The organism is Paenibacillus methanolicus (genome assembly GCF_008124765.1).
Lineage (GTDB): Bacteria > Bacillota > Bacilli > Paenibacillales > Paenibacillaceae > Paenibacillus_Z > Paenibacillus_Z methanolicus.
In genome coordinates, this window is the sequence record NZ_VNHS01000003.1 from 28,053 (window position 1) to 49,076 (window position 21,024).

The window sequence follows — 21,024 nt, forward strand, 5'->3', positions numbered from 1 at the left end:
GCGAATGACCATCATAAAGGAGACCGATCACCATGACCATTTTGATACCCGCTTATGAACCGGACCAACGACTTCTGACCCTCGTCGACCATTTGAAAGAAACCTGCTGGCATCGCATCGTTCTCGTGGACGACGGTAGCGGACCCGTTTACGCCCACATTTTCGATGCGGCTCGCGACGCCGGCTGCACCGTGCTCACGCACAACGTCAACCGCGGCAAAGGCAGAGCGCTGAAGACCGGCTTCGGCTATTTGAAGGAGATCGGCGAAACCGAGGGCGTCATCTGCGCGGACAGCGACGGGCAACATTTGCCTGCGGATATTATGCGGATCGCCGACGTTCTGGCGAGCCAGCGCAGCGGCATCGTGCTCGGCTGCCGCCATTTTACCGGCAAGGTGCCGTTGCGCAGCCGGTTCGGCAACAGCACGACCCGCCTCGTCTACGCGCTGACGACCGGCAACCGCATCCAGGACACCCAGACCGGATTACGCGGATTTCCGGCATCCATGCTGGATTGGCTGTGCGAGCTCCCGGGCGAGCGTTTCGAATACGAAATGAACATGCTGCTGAAAGCGCAGGAGGACGGTTACCCGATGCGCGAGGTGACGATCGATACCGTTTATTTGGAGAACAACAAGTCGTCGCATTTCCGCCCGATCGCCGATTCCGCGAAAGTATACGCGCCAATTTTGAAATTCTGCTCGTCTTCGCTCATGTCCGCCCTGCTCGATTTCGGTCTGCTCATGCTGCTTCAGCTATTAACCGGCAAGCTTCTGTTCTCGGTCATCGGCGCCCGGACGGCCAGCTCGATCTTCAACTACTCGATGAATCGCCGGTTCGTCTTCGACAAGAACAAGAAGTCGGCGGTCTTCGCTTCAATGCCGAAATATTTCGCGCTCGTCGTGCTCATCATGGTGCTCAACTATGGCTTGATGCATCTATTCCACGAGAGCTGGGGCATCCCGCTCGCTATCGCGAAACTGTTAACCGAAGGCGCTTTGTTCTTGTTCAGCTACTGGTCGCAGCGCAAGTTCGTCTTCGCGGCTCCGAAAGAAACAGCCGGCAAAACTTGCTCGGGCACTATAGAACGCGTGAAGCATGTATAGAAGAACGAGAACAACGAGGCTATTCCGTCCGTTCATGGATTGACGCGGAGTAGTCTCTTTGGGATGTCAACGCGCGCGCTTGCTTGACATTACGGGTATTGTTCGTATACATTTGTATACATAACTGATTCGTATACAAACGTATACACTTCATCAAGGAGGAATCGGCATGCGAGAAGGAAGACACGGGCATCACCACGGCGGTCATGGGCATCGCGGACACGGAGAAGGCAAAGGCGGCCGCGGACATGGCGAGCACCGGCATATGAAGAGCGCTCAGACGTTCCGACGCGGCCGGGCGGTCGCGTTCCTGGATAAGCTCCAGCTGCGCCGCGCCACGCTGTCGCAGCAGCTGCAGCAGCCGGAGTTCGAGGCGATCAAGACGGTCATCAGCGGCGAATTGAAAGCCGTCGACGCGATCATTCAAGAGTTCATTCATACGTTCGAGCTGCATGAAGGACAGGACGAAGCCGAGGGCGAGGCCATCGAGGCCGTATTCGAAAGCGAGGCGAACGAAGATGGCGACGCCAATCATGAAGACCATTCAATCCCGCCGAACGATTAAGCAGTTCGACGACCGTCCGATCCAGGAACGCCAATGGACAGCTTGGCTGGAAGCGGCCAGCTACGCCCCGAACCACCGCATGAACGAACCATGGGAATTACTCGTAATTGGACCCGAGACGCGCGCGAATCTTCGCCACAAAACGGATTTCGGCGGCGCGCCCGTCGTGCTCGCCTTGCTCTCCAAGCCGGCCGCCACGACGTCCGAGCGCGACGAGAACGTCATGGCCGTCTCCTGCTTCGCCCAGAACTTCCTGCTGGCCGCCCATGAAGCGGGCGTCGGCGCCTATTGGGCCTCCATGGGCGCGCTGCCGCACAACCGCGCGATTCTCGGCGTCCAGGAAGGCTACGACGTCATCGGCATTTTCGGGATCGGTTATCCGAAGGACATCCCCGCGGCGAAGCCGAGAACGCCGATCGCAACGAAAATATCGCGGTTGCCTTAAGTTCGACGCAGGGAGTATGCCGTCAAGCAAACCAATAAAAGTCCGACCCGCTTTCCCTTCGGCTGGGAAAACGGGTCGGACTTCCTTGCTTTTGCCGTAAGCTCCCCCTCTACCAAGCGAAGATACTTTTTCTTCTGCCGTTCGGCCCGAAAAGCGCACTATAACACGATATCGATGAAATAATGATTGAGGTCATACAAGTTGTTCAACTCGCGGCCGGAGTAAGCGCGAGCGAATTCAAACCAAAACTCTTCCAATACTCCACCTTCATAACGCTCGAACCCGTTGGATCAACGGATAAACCGCTTCGTATTCGCCGCCTTCCAAATTCACCAGAATCAACTCCAGCGTCTCCGAGATGCGCTCCAAGATCCCAAACTAATCTCTCGTTCTGCGTGGTCTTCCCAATACTTCTCCCACTCCCCGACCGCCCAGCCATTATTGGTCACCGGGTCTCAATGTGATTTGCAATCCCATGGCAACCCTCAGCAATGGCATTTCAGACCGTCACCCAACGTTAGCTTTGTCCGCAAGGACAAAAGCGTGCCCCGCTCGAAATCATCCGCCATCCACCACCCCTGCGAGCCAGCACGAAAAAGGGAGTCCAGAGGGCGAAGTCCTTTGGAGCCCCCTCGGCGGAGGGGGTTTGGGGGAGCGATTTTTAAACGCAATAAAGCGGCCCCCTAAAGGAAGCCGCTTTATACCCTTTATCAGTTGGTCTGATCGCCAACCGGCATATCCGCCGGGGGCGTGCCGCCGTTCGGCATATCCGTCGGCGGTGTGCCCCGCTTGCCGCCGCCTCCGCCCATGCCGCGTCCGCCGCCAAAGCCGCTTGGCGCGGTCGTAACGCCGGATTCGTTCACGTACGTGACCTTCTCGCCCATCTCGAACGCAACGACCTTCGTGCTGCCGCTAACCGTGCCGTCTTCGTAAAGGCCATCGGTCGCGCTGCCGCTGGACGTGCCGCCTGTAGAGATCGTGTAGGATTCGCCGCTAGCGAGCGCCGCCGAGGAGAACACGAAGCTGCCGAACGTCTTCGTCGGCTGGAACGCCGCGATCGTCTTGCCTGCGCTATCCGTTACCGTTACGAGGGTGCCGGCCGTCAGGGTGCTCGGAAACGTCATCATCAACGCGAGCTGCTTCGACGTATCGGAAGGCGCTTGGGCCATGCCCGCGCTGCCGGCTGCCGCGAGCGTGCCGCCGGATTGCGCGAACGTGCCGTTGTAATCGAGCGGCGCGTTGCCGTTCATCGTCGGACCGTTCACGACCGCCGTGCCGCCCGACATGACGACATTGCCGTTCGAGTCGAGGCCGTCGCCTTCGGAATCGACGAAGATATAGCCGCCGCTAATATCGAGCACGCCGCCAGTGGAGGCGAACATGTCGCCGCCCGCCGCGCCGGAACCGTCGTTGCCGCCGCCTACGTTCACGCCGTCGTCGCTTGCCGTCACGTGAATTTCGCCGCCGGAGACGGCGATGCTCGCGCTTTCGATGCCTTCATAACTCTTGGTGACCGCGATCGTGCCGCTCGAGATCGCGAGCGCCGTATCGGCATGTATTCCGTCGTCGCCCGAGGCAATACTATACTGACCGCCGAAGATGGCGATGTTGGCGTTACTATGGATCGCGTCGTCGGCCGCGTCGATGGTGAAGCTGCCGCCCGCGATCGCCACGTTGGCCGTGCCTTTCAGCCCTTTCGCGCTCGCGGACTCGGTTTCTTCCGTCGCCGCCGTCGTAGTAGTTTCCGTCTGCATTTGCGCTTGATCGCGGAAGCCAGGTCCGCCGAATTGCTCTTCATGCGTCTTCGTCGATTTCGTATTGCCGCCGCCCGAGACGATCTCGAACGTGCCGTCCGCGATCAGAATGGAGGACGCTGCTTGGATGCCGTCATTCTCCGACGTGATATGGAACGTGCCGCCCGTTATCGCGACGTATCCTTTGTCCGCGTCGGTATCGTTCGTCGTCTTCATGCCGTCGCCGCCGGCTGCCACGATCAGGGAGCCATCTTTCACCGCGACCAGATCTTTGCCGACGATAGCGTCGTCGCTCGCGTTGACCGTAATCGTACCGCTCATGATTTTCAGGTCGTCTTTGCTCGTGATGCCATCTTTCGCATTCCCCGTTACCGTAAGCTTACCTGTACCGTTGATCGTGACATCGCCTTTGCTGTACAACGCCGCTGTCGGCGCTTCTTCGGACGTATCCGCATAGGTTGCGCCGTCGGTCAAGCTGTTATCCGTGCCCTCTTGCAGCGTGATAATCGCCTTGCCGGCTTCCTTCACATGGACGGCCGGACCGTCGTTATTCGTAATGTTCGCGCCGTTCAACACGAGATGCACGTTCGCATCCCCCGGCGCATCGATCACCAATTGACCGTCCGCGATCGTCCCGCTGACGACGTACGTGCCGGCGGTGCTGATCGTGACGACGCCGCCTTCGGCCTTCGCTCCGCTGCCCGTAACCGTTGCGGCCGAACCGCTGAACGCGACGGTCGTCGCGCTATCCGCGCTCCACGCAATCAGTGAGTCATTCTCGTTGAAATCCGCCTGGTCGGCGGCGCTGGCGCTCGCCAATTCCACCGCGGAAGCGGCACCCGCCGTCTGTTCCGCGGTTGCCGTCATGGCGGCAGTGGAATTGGTCGTCGCGGCCGTTTTACTCGCCGTATTCGCAGCATTGGAGCTGCAACCGGCGGCCAGCATGGCACCTAACAGCAGGATGGACAGCATTTTCATGGTATGGGAACGTTTCATATCGAATCAGCCTCTCTTTTTTTGTTTGCGAGTTCAACAAGTCGGCCATTCAAGAACAACCTTCTTAATATTCCTGCACGGCTGCAGGGCTCATCGTCAGCGTAATATCCAGGTTGCCGTTGCGGGTGCGGACGGCGTCGAGCAATTCCTTTTGATTCAAATCGGGTTTGAGTTTCACGGCGTAGACCACTTCGTACAGACTGCCAAGTTCCGTCGTTCGTACCTTCTTGAGCTCGTACTCCACGCCGAATTTGCGGAAGATTTCGTCGAACGCTTCTTCGTAACCGAGGCTTTCCGGAATCGTCACTTTGAGCGTTTTGACCGCGTCTTTGTTCGTGCCGAATTTCATCGCCTTCAGTACTAACATCAGCATGCACAGCAGAACCGTGAACAGTACCGCGTAACCGTAAGCGCCGACGCCGCAAGCAAGGCCGGCCGCCATCGAGAACAGCACGTACGAAATGTCTTTCGAATCGCCCGGCGCGCTGCGGAACCGGATGATCGAGAAGGCGCCGGCAAGACTAAAGGCGCGGGCGATGTTGCTGCCAATTAGCAGAATGATGATCGCGACGATCGTCGGCAGCACCATCATCGTCAGCGTGAAGCTCGGCGAATGGGCGGTCTGCGTCTTCATGTAAGTCCAGCTGATGACGCCGCCGAGCAGGATGGCGATGGCAAAGGTCAATAATGCGTGAGTAAACGTCAACTCTGTGGCAGTCGTGCTGGATGCGAAAATGGATTCTAACATGGTACGATACGCTCCTCTTCAGATGTCATATGGGATGATGTCAAAATTTCAGGTGCCAGGAATGCTGGCGTATACTTGTCCGTCGCCGCAATTTCCGCATCCGCGTGGATAAGGTGCGCGTGGCGAATCGATTTTTTGTACTCGTTGCCGTATTTCGAGAAGCTCGTCCGGTACATTTGGTGCTCGTCGAGCAGCTTAGCCAACCAGACCGGAACCGTCTTCTCCGCCTTGACCTCCATCAGCCACTGTCCCCGTTCCATCAGCTGCTCGCCGTGGTCGCCAAGCTCGAGCCCCAGATCATGCCGCCTCGACCGAATGTTCGTGTCGAAAGTAATCCGCAAATCCCGATTGCCCTTACAGAACATCGCGATCCGGTCGTAAGCCAGATACGTCATCGGCTTCAGCTCATACCGCGACAGGAAGTATTCGATCTCCGCGATCACTTGCCGGTTCATCCCATCCCGGAACGCGGGCGGCTTGCCCGTCCGGACGAATTCGTACGCTTCGTGCAGCTTCAGCGCCGTCCGCCGCTTGTTGACGAGACCGAACACCTTCTTCTTCAGTTCCAAGTACACTTTCGCGTCCCCTGCCGGCACCCCGTAAGCTCGAACCCGCAGCTTCTCCCTGTATTTCGGTTTTGCGAGGCTATTCCGAATAAGCGAATGATGCTCGGTGTCATAGTACAGGTTGCTGATGGAGTAGAACTGGTCGTTTTTGTTGTACGCATCGAGCTCCACGTAGTCCATCAATCGGTCATGCAGCTTATGAAAGGCTTTCGTGTCCATCAAATATTTGTTCTCGTATCGGTTAAATACTTCGATCGCCATCGTTCAGCGCCCCTTTCGTTCCTTGCTGCCGGCGTAAGCGCCGTCCTGCTATACCTGTATCTTAGGACCCCAACCTTTAGCGAATCTTAAATTGTTAAGGCCTCGTAAACTTTTATCGAAAACCCGCGTTGGAAGCGGACAAACGGTTCTATTATAATGAAGCGAAACGATCCGCGGCTTAAGGTTCATTAAAGGTTCCCGCCCTACACTAAGGACAGGACGACATAAGGGGTTGTAGCCATGCGAATATTAATCGTAGAAGACGAGGTCAATCTTGCCGAGGCCCTCTCGCAAATATTAAAGAAGGAAAACTATACGGTAGACATCGTGCACGACGGCGAAGAAGGACTCGATTTCGCGCTGAGCGATATTTATGATCTGCTGCTGCTCGATATCATGCTTCCCGGCATGGACGGCATCTCGATCTTGAAGCGGCTGCGCGCGAAAGGCATGGCCACGCCGGTCATCATGCTGACGGCCAAAGGCGAGATTCCGGATAAAATCGCCGGACTCGACTACGGCGCGGACGATTACATCGCCAAGCCGTTCAATACCGGCGAGCTGCTGGCGCGTATCCGCGCGGCGCTGCGGCGCAAAGGCGAGGTCGTGCCGGAGGACGGGCTGCGCTTCGGGGATATCGAGTTGAATACGGCGTATTTGAAACTCGCCTGCAAGGGCAAAGAGCTGAAGCTCATCTTAAAGGAAAGTCAGCTGCTCGAGCTGATGATGACGCGCAAGCAGGCGGTCACCTCCAAGGAGCAGATCATCGAGAAGCTGTGGGGCTTCGATTCGGACGCCGAGCACAATAACGTCGAAGTGTACGTTTCGTTCTTGCGGAAGAAGCTGACGTTCCTTCAATCTTCGGTGCGCATCAACACGATCCGCGGCGTCGGCTACGTGCTGGAAGAGGTGAGCGGCTGATGTTCAATCGACTGCGCAACCGATTCCTGCTCATGAACATGATCATTATTACGTTCATCATGTTCGTGGCCTTCGGCACGATTTATACGATCACGTACCGCGACGTTCAGAACGACATTCGGATGGATTTGCACCGGATGGCGGATTCGAACCGCAAGATGGACGGCCAAGGTCAAGGTCAAGGTCAAGGAGGACCGCCGAAAGAGGAAGGCACCTTTCAAGGCGGCGATTTTCAAGGCGGCAATCAAGGCCCCCGCTTCGTCGCCTTCGAAGCAAAGACCGACGCGGATTGGACGATTACGGAGAAAAACTCGCGCTTCGAGCTCGACGACAGCTTGTACGCCGAAGCGGTGAAACACGCGGCCGCGAGCAGCGACGACGACGGCCAGTTCACGATCGACGGTACGCGATGGGCTTACAGCGTCATGGCGATTCCGACGGGATACAGCGTATTTTGCATGGATGTCACGCCGCAGCAGGACATCTTGACTAATCTCGTTTATACGTTCTCCGCAGTCGCGATCGTCATGCTCGGGGTCATCTATCTCGCCTCCCGTTACTTCGCCGGACGCTCCATCGCGCCGGTCAAGGAAGCGTTCGAGAAGCAGAAGCGGTTCATCGCCGACGCCTCACATGAATTGAAGACGCCGCTGACCGTTATCAACACGAACGCGGACGTGCTTCTAGCCAACGGCGAGGACACGATCAACGATCAGACCAAGTGGCTGCATCATATCAAATCGGAGACGGAGCGGATGAAGACGCTCACGAACGATCTGCTCTACCTGACCCAGATGGACGACGCGCGCGCAAGCGTGATCCACGTCCCGTTCGATCTGAGCGATGCGGTAGACGGGGTGATTCTGACGATGGAAGCGGTCATCTTCGAGAAGGAGCTCACGCTCGACTACGATATCGAACCCGGTCTGACGGTGACCGGCAGCAGCGAGCAGATGAAGCAGGTCGTCATGATTTTGCTGGACAACGCGATCAAATATACGAACCCCCACGGTTCCGTTCAACTGTCGCTGAAGCGCCATCACGGCCATATCCAGCTAGCGGTATGCAATACCGGCCCCGGCATAGCGCCGGAGCATCTGGACCGCATCTTCGACCGCTTCTACCGGGCGGATGCCTCCCGTGCCCGTCAGCTTGGCGGCTATGGCCTCGGCCTTGCGATCGCCAAATCGATCGTCGAGCAGCACCGGGGCAAGATTACCGCGAAGAGCGTGCCGAACGAGCTCACGACGTTCACCGTGCAGCTGGATTAGAAGTCATTGCAAAAAGAAAAACGAACTGCCGACAGGGACTTGTCCCCGAGCAGTTCGTTTTTTGGTTTATATTCAAACATATTGTTTACCCAACAAGCCGTCGATTCGATCCCGCACATTCGGCCATTCGCCGTCCACGATGCCGTAGAGGACGACGTCGTGAATCGAACCGTCGGGCTTCACCCTTGCCCGCCGCAGGACGCCTTCCCGTACGGCGCCGATCCGTTCGACCGCGCGTTGCGACCGTTCATTGAAGTGGCTGACCGAGAATTGCACGCGCAGCGCGTTCAACTCCTCGAAGCAGTAGGCGAGCAGCAGCCGCTTGCACTCCGTGTTCACGGACGAGCGCCATACGCCCGGCGTCAGCCATGAATAGCCGATCTCCGCATGCCGATGAACCGGGCTCATATCCGCGATGCGCGTCGTGCCGACGATGAGGCCGCTCTTTTTATCGATAACGGCGAACGGCAATTGCTTCCCTGCGGCCCGCGCCAGCAGCGCTTCGTCCACGAGCGCTTCTCCCTCTTCCAGGCAGGTGACCGTCCTCCACGTAAATTGCCAAATCGCCGGATCGTTCAATAGTTCGGCCAATGCCGTCCGGTGCCCCGGCTCGAGCGGCTCCAGCATGACCGTATCGCCTTCCAACCCCGTATTCGCCGTTAATAGTTTCACGCTCATGATGCCGCGCCGCCTTTCGTTTTTTCTCTATCATAACGGATGCCGGACGAGTCCCCTAATTAATTTATGGCAAAGAAGGCTGCGGATGGCCATTGTCATCGGATCGGGCGAATAAGGAATAATCGCAGGAGCGCGATCAACCTTGCATGATGCATGCGACCCCCGGTTATACTAATCTTTTGAACAACACGCAATTGTCAACCACTCTATTCGAAAAGGAAGCACGCTTCATGGTCGATGTCTTAACCGAGATCATCATCGGCGCGCCGGTCGAACGGACCGCCGCCTATGCCGCGAATCCCGTCCACGCGCCCGAATGGTACGTCAATATCGATTCGGCGGAATGGGCGCGCGGCGATCAAGTGGAAATTGGCGCGCAGGCCGCATTCCGAGCCCGGTTCCTCGGCAAGGAACTGTCGTACGTCTACGAAATCGCGGCGTACGAGCCCGGGAAACTTCTCGTCATGCAGACCGCCGACGGTCCGTTCCCGATGGAGACGACCTACGCGTGGGAAAGCGCCGGCGAGCGCGCCACCCGCATGACGCTGCGCAACCGCGGGACGCCGCGGGGATTCTCGGCGCTCGTCTCCCCGCTCATGGCCTTCATGATGCGCCGGGCGAACAATAACGATCTACGCCTGTTGAAGAAGCTGCTGGAGAGCCGCGGGTAACCCCCTGCAGCACGCCAAAAAGACCGCCCCTGCAGGCGGTCTTCCTATTGCGATACCCTATGACTTAAGCGCGCTAGCCGATGCTTTCCACTTGCGCCTTCGGCGCGCGAACGGACTGCAGATACGGCTTGTTGGGCAGAAAATGCGTCGCCTTCACATGCCGCACCGTCTGCGTCTTCGCCCGCATGACGATGGAATGCGTCTCGGCACGCTGGTCGGACAAATAACGGACGCCGCCGAGGAACTCGCCCGGCGTCACGCCGGTCGCCGCGAAGATGACGTCGCCGGTGCCGACCATGTCGTCCATGAAGAGCACGCTGAGCGGGTCCGATATTCCCATCTCGATGCAGCGGCTCCATTCCGCCTCGTCGGCCGGCATGAGACGACCCTGGAGCTCGCCTTCGAGACACTTGAGCGCGGCGGCGGCAAGCACGCCTTCCGGCGCGCCGCCCGAACCCATGTACAGATCGATGCCCGTCTCCGGGAAGGACGGCGAGATCGCGCCGACGACGTCGCCGTCCGACAGGAACTTGATGCGGACGCCGATCGAACGCAGCGTGCCGATCAGCTCCTTGTGACGGTCGCGGTCGAGAATCATGACGGTCAAGTCCGATACAGGCTTGCCGAGCGCCTTCGCCGCCTTCTCGATCGTCACCTCGGGCGGATCCGTGATGCTCAGCTTCCCGCGCAGCTGCGGACCGACCGCCAGTTTCTCCATATACATGTCAGGCGCGTGCAGCAGCTGCCCCTTCGGCGCGATCGCCAGCACGGACAGCGCGTTGTTCAGCCCCTTCGAGACGATCTCGGTCCCTTCGAGCGGGTCGACGGCCACGTCGACCTCCGGCCCGTCGAGCGTCCCGACGCGCTCCCCGATATACAGCATCGGCGCTTCGTCCATCTCGCCTTCCCCGATGACGACCGTGCCGACGATCGACACCGAATCGAACATCAGGCGCATGGCCGACGTCGCCGCCCCGTCCGCTTCGTTCTTGTTGCCGCGTCCCATCCAAGGCGCGGACGCGAGCGCCGCCGCCTCCGTGACGCGCACGATCTCCAGCGCAAGTTCTCTCTCCATGTTACGTCTCCCCCAAACGTCATTTGCCGTCCCGCCGCGAGCAGCGTCGATCGATTAGCGATCGAGCCCCGTCACGCGCGAGAATTGCTCGTATGCCGCTTCCCAGGCTTGGCCGGCTCCGGGTTCATAGGTGGTAACCGGGAACGAGTCCCGGATGACGCTTCTTGCTTCCCATATATCCTTGAAGTCGCCGCGGGCGATCCACTGCACCGCGAGGTTGCCGATGGCGCTGCCTTCGGAAGGTCCCGCCCAGACCGGCTTGCCGATCGCGTCGGCCGTCCACTGGCACAGCAGCGTATTGTGAATGCCGCCGCCCACCATGTGAAGTCCGCCGAATCGCTGCCCGGACAACCGCTCCGTCAGTTCGAGCACATACCGATACTTCAGCGCCAGGCTCTCCAGAATGCAGCGCACGATCGCGCCCGGCGTCTGCGGCGCTTCCTGTCCGGTCCGCTCGCAGTACTGTCGGATGCGCGCGGGCATATCGCCCGGCGCCATGAAGCTCGGGTCATCCGGATCGATGAACGCGGCGAACGCCGGCGCCTCGCCGGCTTGCTGCACGAGCTCGGGGAACGTGAACGACTTGCTTTCGCGCTCCCAAGCCCGACGGCTTTCCTGCAAAATCCACAGCCCCATGATGTTCTTCAGCAGCCGGTACGTATCGCCGAAGCCGCCCTCGTTCGTGAAGTTGAGCGCGCGGGCTTCATCTGTAATAACAGGCCGCTCGATCTCCGTGCCGAGCAGCGACCAAGTGCCGCAGCTCAAGTAGGCGAACGACCGCTCCAGAGCCGGCACCGCCACGACGGCCGACGCCGTATCGTGCTCGGCGACCGCATAAACGGGAATCGGCCCGATCCCGAGCTCCTCGCGGACCGACGGCTGCACGACGCCTGCCTGAGCGCCGGGCTTCAGCACCGGGCTGAACAACGTCTCCGACACGCCGATATGGCCCAGCAGCGCGCCGTCCCATTGCTCCGAGACCGGATTGTACAGCTGGGTCGTCGTCGCGTTGGAGAATTCATGGTACCGTTCGCCGGTCAGGAAATAACGCAGCAAATCCGGTATCATGAGCAGATGCGAGGCAGACTCCAGCAGCGGCGACCCGGCGCGCGACTGCGCGGTTAATTGGTAGATCGTGTTGAACGGCAAGAACTGAATGCCCGTTCGCGCGAAGATCTCCGCTTCGCCGATCTCCTCTCCCAGCTTCTCCATCATCCCTTCGGAAGCGCGATCCCGGTAATGGTTCGGATTGCCGAGCAGACTGCCGTCGCGGGCAAGCAGGCCGTAATCGACCGCCCACGAATCGATGCCGATGCTCGCCGGCTCTACGCCGGCATGCTTCGCTTTGAGCAGCCCCTGCTTGATTTCGTGATAAAGGCGGAGAAGGTCCCACTGTAGACGGTCGCCGACCTGGACGGGGTCGTTCGGGAAGCGGTGCAGCTCTTCCGTCACGATCTTCCCGTCCTGCAGCCGGCCGAGAATCGCTCTGCCGCTGCTCGCGCCCAAATCGAATGCCAATGCGCTAGACATGCGCGTATCCTCCCTTACATCCGATTAACCTCGCGCCACCAGTACGTCTTGCTCATAGGCTTTGACCTGCCGGATCCATTGTTCGCGGACCGGCACGCCCTTCGACGCGCAGTAGTAGTCCCACACCGCGCCGAACGGATACGACTTGAATTCCTCGGTCAGCGCGAGGCGCGTCGTGTAATCGCCTTCCAGCTCCGCCTGCTTCAGCGCTTCGACCGGCTCCAGCATCGCGCGCAGCAGCGCCTTGATCGTATTGCGCGTCCCGACGACCCATGCCGCGACCCGGTTAATGCTCGCGTCGAAGAAGTCGAGGCCGATATGGGTGATGCCGAGCAGATCGTGGCGGACCAGCTCCCGGCCTATCTCGAGCAGCTCGTCGTCCATGATGACGACGTGGTCGCTGTCCCAGCGCATCGGACGGCTGACATGAAGCAGAATGCCGCTCGTGAACAGCGCGAGCGAAGACAATTTGTTCGAGATCACTTCCGTCGGATGGAAGTGGCCCGCGTCCAGACAGATCAGCTTGTCGTTCTGCAAGCCGTAGCCCATATAGAATTCGTGCGAACCGACGACGTACGCTTCCGAGCCGAGTCCGAACAGCTTGCTCTCGACGGCGTCGAGGTTGTAGCGCGGATCGATCGGCTCCGCGAACACTTCGTCCAAGGACGCCTTCAGCCGCTTTCGCGGCGACATCCGGTCGACCGGATTATCTTTGAAGCCGTCCGGCACCCACACGTTCGTCACGCAGGTCTGGCCGAGCTGCTCGCCGAAGTAAGCGCCGATCTGACGGGATGCTTTGCAATGGTCGATCCAGAATCGGCGAATGTTCTCGTCCGGGTGGCTAAGGGTGAAGCCGTCCTTCGAGTTCTCGTGCGAGAAGCAGGTCGGATTGAAATCCAATCCGAGCCCCTGCTCCTTCGCCCACGCGACCCAACGCTCGTAATGCTTCGGCTCGAGCTTATCGAGCTCCACTTGCTCGTCGGTATCGGCGTAGATCGCGTGCAGATTGACCTTATGCTTGCCCGGGATGAGCGCGAACGCCTGTTCCAGATCCGCACGAAGCTCTTCGGGCGTACGGGCCGCGCCCGGATAGCTGCCGGTTACCGAGATGCCGCCGGTCAGCTCCTGGCCGCGGTTCAGGAAGCCCCGCACGTCGTCGCCTTGCCAGCAATGCATCGAGATCTTGATCGTTTCCAGCTTCTTGAGTACCTCGTCCGTGTCAATGCCATGCTGCGCGTACAGCGCCTTGGCTGCCTCGTAGGCTTGTTGAATGGCCGGTTCCGTCATCGGATATTCTCCTCCTTATTGGCGCGATTAGCGCGTGAACGCCGCCGGCACGCCGCCGTCGATCGTCAGCATGCAGCCGGTCGTCTTGTCGGACTTCGACGAGGCGAAGAACGCGATGCCTTCGGCGATGTCCTTCGGATAAATATTCACGAGCAGCGTCGTGCGCTTGCGGTAGTATTCCTCCAGCTGGTCCGGCTCGATGCCGTATGCGGCCGCCCGCTCGTTCCGCCACGATCCGTTCCAGATCGCAGATCCCTGCAGGATCGCGTCAGGCAGAATCGTGTTGACGCGAATGCCGAACTCGCCGCCTTCCGCCGCGATGCAGCGCGCCAGATGGGCTTCGAGCGCCTTGGCCGCGCTGTAGGCCGTCGCGTTCTTGCCCGCGTAGACCGAGTTCTTCGAGCCGATGAACACCATGTTGCCGCCGATGCCCTGTGCCTTCATTAGTTTAAACGCCTCGCGCGCCACGAGGAAATACCCTGTGCCGAGGACGTTCATGTTCAGGTTCCATTCCTTCAGCGACGTCTCGTCGAACGGGCTGGACGTGGCCAGACCGGCGTTGTTGACGATGATGTCGACGCCGCCGTAGACGAGCGCGACTTCCGCATAAGCGGCTTGGACGGCCGCCTCGTCCGTTACGTCCATCTTCACGGCGAATGCGCGGTTCTCGCCGTACTTGTCGTTGATCTCCTGCGCGACCTTCTGCGCGCCTTCGAGATTCAGATCCGCCAGCACGACGTGCGCGCCTTCTGAAGCCAAGCGGCGCGCCGTCTCGCTGCCGATGCCGCCGGCGCCGCCGGTAATGAACGCCACCTTGCGGGAGAACTCGGCTTCGGCCGGCGCAAGCGACAGCTTATACAGCTCGAGCGGCCAATATTCCACGTTGTACGATTCGTTCTCGCTCAGCGAGACGAATTGGCCCAGCGCCGTCGCGCCGCGCATGACCGCGATCGCCCGGTGGTACAGCGCGCCGCTCACTTGGGAGAGCGCCCAGCTTTTGCCCGTGTTCACCATGCCGACGCCCGGGATCAGGATCACGCGCGGCGCGGCTTCGAACATGACGTCGCCTTCGTTCTTGTTGCGTTCGAAGTACGCTTTGTACTGCTCCTTGTAAGCGGCAACGCCTTCGACGAGCTTCGCTTTCAGACCCGCGACGTCGTCCGCGTTCGGCGTCCAGTCGATGAACAGCGGCACGACCTTCGTGTGCACCAGGTGGTCCGGACAAGCGGCGCCGACCTGCGACAGCTGCGGCGCATCGAAGCCGCCGACGAACGCGAGCACGTCCGCTTGATCGTCGAAGGAGAGAATCATTTTCTTGCCATCCGATACCGCGCCGCGGATCGTCGGCATCACTTGCGACGCGATCTGGCGACGTACATCCGCCGGCAGCGCCTCGTGCTTCTGACCGCCGAACAGACGAGCTTCGTTCACGCGCGCTTCGATGAACGCTTCCGCTTCGTTGATGATGTTGATCGTCTGCGAGTAGCACGCTTCGCTCGTCTCGCCCCACGTAACCAGGCCATGCTTCTCCATGAGCACGAGCTCGGCGTTCGGATTCGCGAACACGCCCTCGGCGATCATCTTCGACAGCGTGAATCCGGGACGCACGTAAGGCACCCAGACGAAGCGGTCGCCGAAGATCTCGCGCGCCAGCTCCTTGCCGTTGTCCGCGCAGCACAGGCTGATAATTGCATCCGGATGCGTATGGTCCACATGCTTGAACGGCAGGAACGCGTGCAGCAGCGTCTCGATCGAGGCGCGCGGATGTTTGGCGTCGATCATGCAATGGCCGAGGTAGGCGACCATCTCTTCGTCGGACATCGATTCTCGCTCGATCAGCGGTCGAATGTCGTCCATGCGAAGACCCGTGAAGTTGCCCGCCTTCATCGAGCCGAGATCGGAGCCGCTTCCTTTCACGTACATCACTTCGATATCGCGCCCGCGAAAATCCTGCACGGTCGTCTTGCTCGACGTATTGCCGCCGAAAATATTGCACACCCGGCGATCGGCGCCGATCAGGTTGGACCGGTACACCAGCTGATCGAGTCCGTTCGTATGTTGGGACGCTTCCGCCTCTTGCCACAAGCTTTGCACCATTTTGTTTACCTCCGAATGTATGGAATTAGTTCTATAATCGGATAGTAACATGTTTGTTTTGTTTTGAAAATAGAAAATTAAATAAAAAACAAAAGAAAACAAAAACAAAAAGCGATTTTGCGAAGCGAACCGCGCCCGAAACGGAAACAAGTCGTGCGCAAGAGCTGTTTTGACGATGCGGTCATTCCTCTTTTCGTGTATCATGTCAACAGATCGCGAAGTTTCGCAATTTAAGGAGAGAACCCGACATGACCTGGATCTTAAAAACATTCGGCGAGCTGACGACGCTGGAGCTTTACCGCATATTGCAGGCGCGTACGCAAGTATTCGTCGTGGAACAGCAATGCCCTTACCCCGAGACGGACGGCAAAGATTTGGAGTCGGTTCATCTATATCGGGTGGACGAAGAGGGGAACGTGGTTGCCTATCTGCGCATTTTGCCCCCGGAACTTGCTTATAAGGAAGCTTCTATCGGTAGAGTGCTGGTCAGTCAAAAGTATAGAGGGCAGGGAATCGCCGCCGAGCTGGTGCAGCGAGGATTGGACTACATACGCGAGGATTGGCGAGAGACCGAGGTTAAGATTCAAGCGCAAGCCTACCTGGAGAAGTTCTATCATTCGTTCGGCTTCGCGAACGTATCGGACGTTTATTTGGAGGATAACATTCCGCATATCGATATGAAATTGCGTTTCGAATAAGGAGCAGTCGCTACACCGCGAAAAAGGGCCGTCCCGGCAGTCATTATTCATGACGCCTGGGACGGCCCCTCGCAGTTATCGGCAATTTGCCGTCAAGACGGCCATCTCGTCCGGGATCGCGGTCGCCGGTTGGTTGTCTAAACGCTGTCGTGCTCGATTATGCGGACGGCAGTTCTTTCACGAGCGCGGCCAATGCTTGATCGAGCGTCGTTACCGGACGGCCGATCAGCTTCTCGAGATCGCCGCTGGCCACTTCGAGCGCGCCTTCGCGAATGCCCTTCTGAATGCCGACCAGAATCGGAACGACGAAATCGGGTACGCCCGCTCCCGCCATGATCGACGCATATTCGGCATCGTCGGCCTGATGAACCGGAATGTCGCGTCCGATGACCGCGCTAACCGCGGCTGCCAGCTCTTCTTGGGTACGGAGCGGACCGCCCAGCTCGTAGACGGCGTTCTCGTGTCCTTCCCCTGCCAATACGGCCGCTGCAGCCTCCGCGTACTCTTGGCGCAATGCCCAGCCCGCCTTCCCGCCGCCCGCAGACGTCAGCCACGGCTGACCGGCCAGCGCGCCTTGAATGCTGCCGAGCTCGTTCTCCAAATACCAGTTGTTGCGCAGGAACGCGTACGGAATGCCCGTCGCGATCATCGCTTCTTCCGTCACGCGATGCACCTCGGCCAGGAACAGCGAGCTCTCGCGCGCGTTCGTCGCGCTCGTGTACGCGATGAAGCCGACGTTCGCCCGTTTCGCCGCCGCGACCGCGTCTGTATGCTGCCGAATGCGCGTCTCGGTATCGCCGTCCGCCGAGATCATCAGCAGACGGTCAATACCCGCGAACGCCGCATCCAGCGTCTCCGGACGGTCGAAATCGCCTTGCCGCACCTCGACGCCTTGCGCCTTCAGTTCAGCCGCTTTCTCCGGATTGCGCACGCTGACCGCCAATTGGCTCGCCGGAACCTTCTTCAGCAACGCTTCGACCACCTTCGAGCCCAATTTGCCTGTAGCCCCGGTAACTAATAATTTCATATTGTTGTCCTCCACTCGTTATTGTTCTCGCCTTAGCTGTAACTATTATAGTTACATGTTTGGTTTTTTGTCAACCACCTCGTTCGTTTCGCCATATGCGCCACGCCCTCCATACCGTTCGCGGCTCCGGTCTTTCGCGACGCGCGAAAAACCCGGATTCGCGTCGACGCGAATCCGGGTTTTGGCTCTCTACTTTATTTACGGCGCTCAGCCGCGCATTCGAATCTAATGGTTATTGCTGCGCCGCCAAGAATGCGTCGATCTGCGCTTGCAGCTCTTGCCGTACTTTCTCGACGCCCGCGTCTTCCAGCTGTTCGTTCAATTCCGCAAGCCCTTTATCGACGTCTTTCACGACGCCGTATTCGAGCGGAAGCGCGTAACGCAGCATGACGTTGCCGATGTTCGCGAGTTCGTTCTTCACCTTGGTATTGTCGAATACGAACGTTTCCAGCGGATAGTGGTAGACGCCGCTTTCCCACTTGGCGACGAGATCGGACGCTTCTCTCGGGAACGCTTCGTTGTCCCGGTTGAGCGGGGAGTTGAAGCTCCAGTTGGAGAAGCCCGTGAAATTCGCGTTTTTGTCGGTCGCCTTGAAGACCGTGTCGCCGACGGGTTCGTAATGGACGCCTTGCACGCCGTACATGATCAGATCGTGAATCTCCTTGTCGTTCTGCATCAGGTCGATCAGCATCAAGGCGCGCTCCGGATGCTTGCTCGTCGCGTGGATCGACGTGCCGTTCTGCGTCGAGATCGCGATTGATTTCGCTTTATCCGGCGTCACGTCCGCCAGCGCGACCTCGTAAGGCGAATTTTCCTGCTTCATTTGGGTCATCAGGTTGCCGAGCGTGCCGTTGTTGTGCGTAATCGACGCCGTCAGGCCTTGCTTGAACTTTTGTTGGTGGTCGTCTTTGCTGTTGAGTACGTTTTTCGCCCAAGCGTTGTTGTCCGCGAGGTCTTTATAGTAAGCCAGCAGATTTTTGAACTCCTGCGTTTGATACACGTTGAACACTTGACCCTTCGCGTCCGACAGCTTGAACGCGAACGGCATATCCAGGTCGAACATGTTCCACTCGTTCTGCTGCTTCAGCAGGACGCGATCGAGGTTGTGGTATTTCCAATCGCCCGTCTCCGGCGTGAACGGCGCGATGCCCTTCTCCTTCTCGGCGACCGTCTTCAAGTACGTGGCGTATGCTTCCGGGCTGTCGATCGCCGGCAGGTTATATTTCTTGCGCAGATCTTCGCGGTACAAAATCAGCTTCTCCACCGACTCGCCGCGGTTCTGCGGCACCATATACAGCTTGCCGTTCACCTTCGCTTGGTCCCAGCTCACCTGCGGCATCGCTTCCAGCGTCTTAGGCAAATACTTGGCGATCATGTCCTCGGTGATCTCCAGGAAGCCGCCTTTCAGCGCCTGGTCGTGGTAGCCGGCCCAGTTCGCGGAGTAGATCAGATCGAAATCCTCGTTCGCGGCGAGCTTGAGCGGATATTTCTGCGCCCAATCGGACCAGTCGAGAAATTCGCCTTCCAACGTCGCGTTGATTTTTTCTTTCAGCTTCTTGTTCAACTCCGCGAACACGGCGTCGTAGTCGGCCGGTTTCGGTCCGACGAAGATCATTTTCAGCGCGACTTCCTCGGTCGTGTCGGCGCCGCCTTCGCTTCCTGCAGCGGCCGGTTCGGCAGCATTGCCGGTGCTTTCCGCCGCTTGCGCGTTGGCAGGTTCCGCGTTGCCTCCATTGTTTCCGTTACCTCCGCCATTGTTGCCCGAGCACGCGCTTAGCACCATGACGAGCGTGAGGAGCATAGCCATTATTACCGTTCTTTGTTTGTGCAGCATTCCGCGAGTTCCCCCTTCGTATAGCCGTTCGTTTTCAATATGGTAACGCTTACAAATATAATTATAGGTTATGAAAGCGTTTTTCTTAATTGCGCGGAACAACGAAATGTAATACGAAATCAATGATCGTCAATATAAATGACAGTCATTCCGAACCGCGTTTTCTAGAATGACGCCTAGCCGCGAACGGCAAAAAGCCGATCGCCGGACAACCGGCAATCGGCCTTTCTGCTCCAATATTTCTCCGGAACGAAACGCTCGCCGCCGCAGTTTGAAGGCGCCGGCCGTTTCACCTTGTCATCTCGTTATTCCATCGCGCCGTAAATCACGTTGCGCAGCCGCGGCTGATGAATCGCCTCAAGATTCGGCAGCATCTGCTGCATGTAGACCGCCGCCAGCTTCTCCTTCGGATCGATCATCGTCCATGTCCCGGCAAGTCCGCTCCAGCCGAATTCCCCGATCGAGGCGCCGCTGCCCGCGGCCGCCGGATCCATCATCGTCCGTACGCCGAGACCGTACCCGTAACCGGCCAAATACGGCCAGTTGTAATCCGCCAATTGTTGACCGGACAGCTGATTGACCGCCATCAGATCGACAGTACGAGCGCCGAGGATGCGTACGCCGTCCAGCTCGCCGCCCTGCGCCAGCATGGCGGCGAAACGGCCGTAGTCCGCGAGCGTGGACAACAAGCCCGCCCCGCCGCTCTCGAACGTCGCATCCGGCTGATAGTTCGCCTCGAACTCTCCGCTTGGCGACCGGACACCCGCTTCGTCCCGGATATACATCGTCGCCAGCCGATCGCGTCTGTCAGCCGGAATCCGGAAGAACGTATCATTCATCCCGAGCGGCCCGAATAGCTCGTCTTGCATGAATTGTCCGAGCGTCTTGCCCGACAGCGTCTCGATCAGCGCGCCGAGCACGTCATGGCTATAGCCGTACTGCCAGCGCGTCCCCGGTTCGAAAGCGAGCGGGATCGCGGCGAGCCCTTGAGCCAGCGAGCGGTTATCGAAGCGATTGGCTGCCTTAAGTTCTTCTTCAAGCCGTTTCGTCGCCCGCTCCGTCTCACCGTGTTCGCCCGGATAGGTCAGTCCGGACGACATCGTGAACAGGTCCTTCACCCGAATCGGTCGCGTCGAAGGTACCGCCTTCCATTCCCCTTGTTCCTCGCGATAGACGAGCGGCTGCTTGAATGCCGGCAAGTACTCCTCCAGCGGGTCATTCAGCAGGTACATTCCGCGTTCAAGCAGGATCAGCGCGGCCGCGCACGTGACGACCTTCGTATTCGAGAAGATGCGGAATATCGTCTCCGGCCCGATCGGCCGCGCGCTGGCTTCGTCGGCATACCCGACATGATCCTCGAACACGACGTTCCCGTTATGTACGACCAAGCAGGAGCATCCTGCCGGTCCCTGATCGACGAAGCGGCGCAGCAGCGGGCGCAAACGTTCTAACCGTTCCACATTCATTTTGTACGGCACCTCCGGCGATTGGCGA

18 protein-coding genes are annotated in these 21,024 nt (G+C 59.0%); 7 read left to right on the top strand and 11 right to left on the bottom strand.

The genetic code is table 11. The annotated features are described in order from the left end of the window. Window positions 1-32 precede the first annotated feature (32 nt). The 3 genes from BCM02_RS09180 to BCM02_RS09190 all read left to right on the top strand — a co-directional run bounded on the left by BCM02_RS09180 (window position 33) and on the right by BCM02_RS09190 (window position 2,116). Entirely contained in the window at window positions 33-1,106 is a 1,074-nt protein-coding gene (locus BCM02_RS09180; RefSeq protein ID WP_148928795.1) for a bifunctional glycosyltransferase family 2/GtrA family protein, read from the top strand. A 169-nt stretch (window positions 1,107-1,275) separates the two neighbouring features. Then, window positions 1,276-1,671 (top strand): hypothetical protein, encoded by a 396-nt coding sequence (locus tag BCM02_RS09185; protein WP_148928796.1) that lies wholly within the window; start codon window positions 1,276-1,278, stop codon window positions 1,669-1,671. Continuing rightward, a complete protein-coding gene (locus BCM02_RS09190) occupies window positions 1,640-2,116 on the top strand; it encodes a nitroreductase family protein (protein WP_246183287.1) in 477 nt (158 codons plus the stop codon). The genes BCM02_RS09185 and BCM02_RS09190 overlap by 32 nt, the downstream gene beginning before the upstream one ends. A gap of 710 nt (window positions 2,117-2,826) precedes the next feature. Here the strand turns inward: BCM02_RS09190 and BCM02_RS09195 are convergent. From BCM02_RS09195 to BCM02_RS09205, 3 genes are all read right to left on the bottom strand, one after another. Further along, window positions 2,827-4,866 carry a carbohydrate-binding domain-containing protein gene (locus tag BCM02_RS09195; RefSeq protein ID WP_148928798.1) on the bottom strand — a complete coding sequence of 680 codons (2,040 nt, stop codon included), beginning with the start codon at window positions 4,864-4,866 and terminating at the stop codon, window positions 2,827-2,829. Between the two features lie 64 nt (window positions 4,867-4,930). Beyond that, window positions 4,931-5,614, bottom strand: a complete 684-nt coding sequence (locus BCM02_RS09200; protein WP_148928799.1) for a DUF4956 domain-containing protein — start codon at window positions 5,612-5,614, stop codon at window positions 4,931-4,933. Continuing rightward, window positions 5,608-6,441, bottom strand: a complete 834-nt coding sequence (locus BCM02_RS09205) for a polyphosphate polymerase domain-containing protein (RefSeq protein ID WP_148928800.1) — start codon at window positions 6,439-6,441, stop codon at window positions 5,608-5,610. The genes BCM02_RS09200 and BCM02_RS09205 overlap by 7 nt, the downstream gene beginning before the upstream one ends. 240 nt (window positions 6,442-6,681) lie before the next feature. Between BCM02_RS09205 and BCM02_RS09210 the strand changes: the two genes are divergently transcribed. Together BCM02_RS09210 and BCM02_RS09215 are read left to right on the top strand one after the other, a co-directional pair. After that, the gene (locus BCM02_RS09210; protein WP_148928801.1) at window positions 6,682-7,362 is read left to right on the top strand and encodes a response regulator transcription factor; all 681 of its coding nucleotides are present in this window, start codon (window positions 6,682-6,684) and stop codon (window positions 7,360-7,362) included. Further along, window positions 7,362-8,633 (top strand): sensor histidine kinase, encoded by a 1,272-nt coding sequence (locus BCM02_RS09215; RefSeq protein ID WP_148928802.1) that lies wholly within the window; start codon window positions 7,362-7,364, stop codon window positions 8,631-8,633. The genes BCM02_RS09210 and BCM02_RS09215 overlap by 1 nt, the downstream gene beginning before the upstream one ends. Window positions 8,634-8,705: 72 nt before the next feature. Here the strand turns inward: BCM02_RS09215 and BCM02_RS09220 are convergent, their stop codons facing one another. Beyond that, entirely contained in the window at window positions 8,706-9,311 is a 606-nt protein-coding gene (locus BCM02_RS09220) for a GNAT family N-acetyltransferase (RefSeq protein WP_148928803.1), read from the bottom strand. A 230-nt stretch (window positions 9,312-9,541) separates the two neighbouring features. Between BCM02_RS09220 and BCM02_RS09225 the strand changes: the two genes are divergently transcribed. Beyond that, on the top strand, window positions 9,542-9,982 hold the full coding sequence (locus tag BCM02_RS09225) for an SRPBCC family protein (RefSeq protein WP_148928804.1): 441 nt from the start codon (window positions 9,542-9,544) through the stop codon (window positions 9,980-9,982). Between the two features lie 73 nt (window positions 9,983-10,055). Here BCM02_RS09225 and glpX read toward each other — a convergent pair whose 3' ends face one another. The 4 genes from glpX to BCM02_RS09245 are packed head-to-tail and all read right to left on the bottom strand — an operon-like array spanning window position 10,056 to window position 15,971. Continuing rightward, a complete protein-coding gene (gene glpX, locus BCM02_RS09230; RefSeq protein WP_148928805.1) occupies window positions 10,056-11,057 on the bottom strand; it encodes a class II fructose-bisphosphatase in 1,002 nt (333 codons plus the stop codon). 54 nt (window positions 11,058-11,111) lie between these two features. Beyond that, the gene (locus tag BCM02_RS09235) at window positions 11,112-12,587 is read right to left on the bottom strand and encodes a rhamnulokinase (RefSeq protein ID WP_148928806.1); all 1,476 of its coding nucleotides are present in this window, start codon (window positions 12,585-12,587) and stop codon (window positions 11,112-11,114) included. Window positions 12,588-12,611: 24 nt separating this feature from the next. Next, window positions 12,612-13,874 (bottom strand): L-rhamnose isomerase, encoded by a 1,263-nt coding sequence (gene rhaA / locus BCM02_RS09240; RefSeq protein WP_148928807.1) that lies wholly within the window; start codon window positions 13,872-13,874, stop codon window positions 12,612-12,614. Between the two features lie 27 nt (window positions 13,875-13,901). After that, window positions 13,902-15,971, bottom strand: a complete 2,070-nt coding sequence (locus tag BCM02_RS09245) for a bifunctional aldolase/short-chain dehydrogenase (RefSeq protein WP_148928808.1) — start codon at window positions 15,969-15,971, stop codon at window positions 13,902-13,904. 248 nt (window positions 15,972-16,219) lie between these two features. Between BCM02_RS09245 and BCM02_RS09250 the strand changes: the two genes are divergently transcribed. Further along, window positions 16,220-16,669 carry a GNAT family N-acetyltransferase gene (locus BCM02_RS09250; protein WP_148928809.1) on the top strand — a complete coding sequence of 150 codons (450 nt, stop codon included), beginning with the start codon at window positions 16,220-16,222 and terminating at the stop codon, window positions 16,667-16,669. Window positions 16,670-16,826: 157 nt separating this feature from the next. Here BCM02_RS09250 and BCM02_RS09255 read toward each other — a convergent pair whose 3' ends face one another. The 3 genes from BCM02_RS09255 to BCM02_RS09265 form a co-directional block, all read right to left on the bottom strand. Continuing rightward, window positions 16,827-17,696 (bottom strand): SDR family oxidoreductase, encoded by an 870-nt coding sequence (locus BCM02_RS09255; protein ID WP_148928810.1) that lies wholly within the window; start codon window positions 17,694-17,696, stop codon window positions 16,827-16,829. Window positions 17,697-17,928: 232 nt separating this feature from the next. Next, window positions 17,929-19,530 (bottom strand): ABC transporter substrate-binding protein, encoded by a 1,602-nt coding sequence (locus BCM02_RS09260; RefSeq protein WP_187434110.1) that lies wholly within the window; start codon window positions 19,528-19,530, stop codon window positions 17,929-17,931. Window positions 19,531-19,835: 305 nt separating this feature from the next. Then, window positions 19,836-20,996, bottom strand: coding sequence for a serine hydrolase domain-containing protein (locus BCM02_RS09265; protein ID WP_246183288.1), 1,161 nt, complete (start codon window positions 20,994-20,996; stop codon window positions 19,836-19,838). Window positions 20,997-21,024: the final 28 nt, after the last annotated feature.

Excerpts from the sequence above, each read along its gene's own strand:
- BCM02_RS09265 (WP_246183288.1), bottom strand. The coding sequence starts at position 20,996 with ATGAATGTGGAACGGTTAGAACGTTTGCGCCCGCTGCTGCGCCGCTTC.
- BCM02_RS09235 (WP_148928806.1), bottom strand. The coding sequence starts at position 12,587 with ATGTCTAGCGCATTGGCATTCGATTTGGGCGCGAGCAGCGGCAGAGCG.
- BCM02_RS09220 (WP_148928803.1), bottom strand. The coding sequence starts at position 9,311 with ATGAGCGTGAAACTATTAACGGCGAATACGGGGTTGGAAGGCGATACG.
- rhaA (WP_148928807.1), bottom strand. The coding sequence starts at position 13,874 with ATGACGGAACCGGCCATTCAACAAGCCTACGAGGCAGCCAAGGCGCTG.
- BCM02_RS09180 (WP_148928795.1), top strand. The coding sequence starts at position 33 with ATGACCATTTTGATACCCGCTTATGAACCGGACCAACGACTTCTGACC.
- BCM02_RS09210 (WP_148928801.1), top strand. The coding sequence starts at position 6,682 with ATGCGAATATTAATCGTAGAAGACGAGGTCAATCTTGCCGAGGCCCTC.
- glpX (WP_148928805.1), bottom strand. The coding sequence starts at position 11,057 with ATGGAGAGAGAACTTGCGCTGGAGATCGTGCGCGTCACGGAGGCGGCG.
- BCM02_RS09185 (WP_148928796.1), top strand. The coding sequence starts at position 1,276 with ATGCGAGAAGGAAGACACGGGCATCACCACGGCGGTCATGGGCATCGC.
- BCM02_RS09225 (WP_148928804.1), top strand. The coding sequence starts at position 9,542 with ATGGTCGATGTCTTAACCGAGATCATCATCGGCGCGCCGGTCGAACGG.
- BCM02_RS09195 (WP_148928798.1), bottom strand. The coding sequence starts at position 4,866 with ATGAAACGTTCCCATACCATGAAAATGCTGTCCATCCTGCTGTTAGGT.
- BCM02_RS09205 (WP_148928800.1), bottom strand. The coding sequence starts at position 6,441 with ATGGCGATCGAAGTATTTAACCGATACGAGAACAAATATTTGATGGAC.
- BCM02_RS09260 (WP_187434110.1), bottom strand. The coding sequence starts at position 19,530 with ATGCTGCACAAACAAAGAACGGTAATAATGGCTATGCTCCTCACGCTC.
- BCM02_RS09255 (WP_148928810.1), bottom strand. The coding sequence starts at position 17,696 with ATGAAATTATTAGTTACCGGGGCTACAGGCAAATTGGGCTCGAAGGTG.
- BCM02_RS09190 (WP_246183287.1), top strand. The coding sequence starts at position 1,640 with ATGAAGACCATTCAATCCCGCCGAACGATTAAGCAGTTCGACGACCGT.
- BCM02_RS09245 (WP_148928808.1), bottom strand. The coding sequence starts at position 15,971 with ATGGTGCAAAGCTTGTGGCAAGAGGCGGAAGCGTCCCAACATACGAAC.
- BCM02_RS09215 (WP_148928802.1), top strand. The coding sequence starts at position 7,362 with ATGTTCAATCGACTGCGCAACCGATTCCTGCTCATGAACATGATCATT.
- BCM02_RS09200 (WP_148928799.1), bottom strand. The coding sequence starts at position 5,614 with ATGTTAGAATCCATTTTCGCATCCAGCACGACTGCCACAGAGTTGACG.
- BCM02_RS09250 (WP_148928809.1), top strand. The coding sequence starts at position 16,220 with ATGACCTGGATCTTAAAAACATTCGGCGAGCTGACGACGCTGGAGCTT.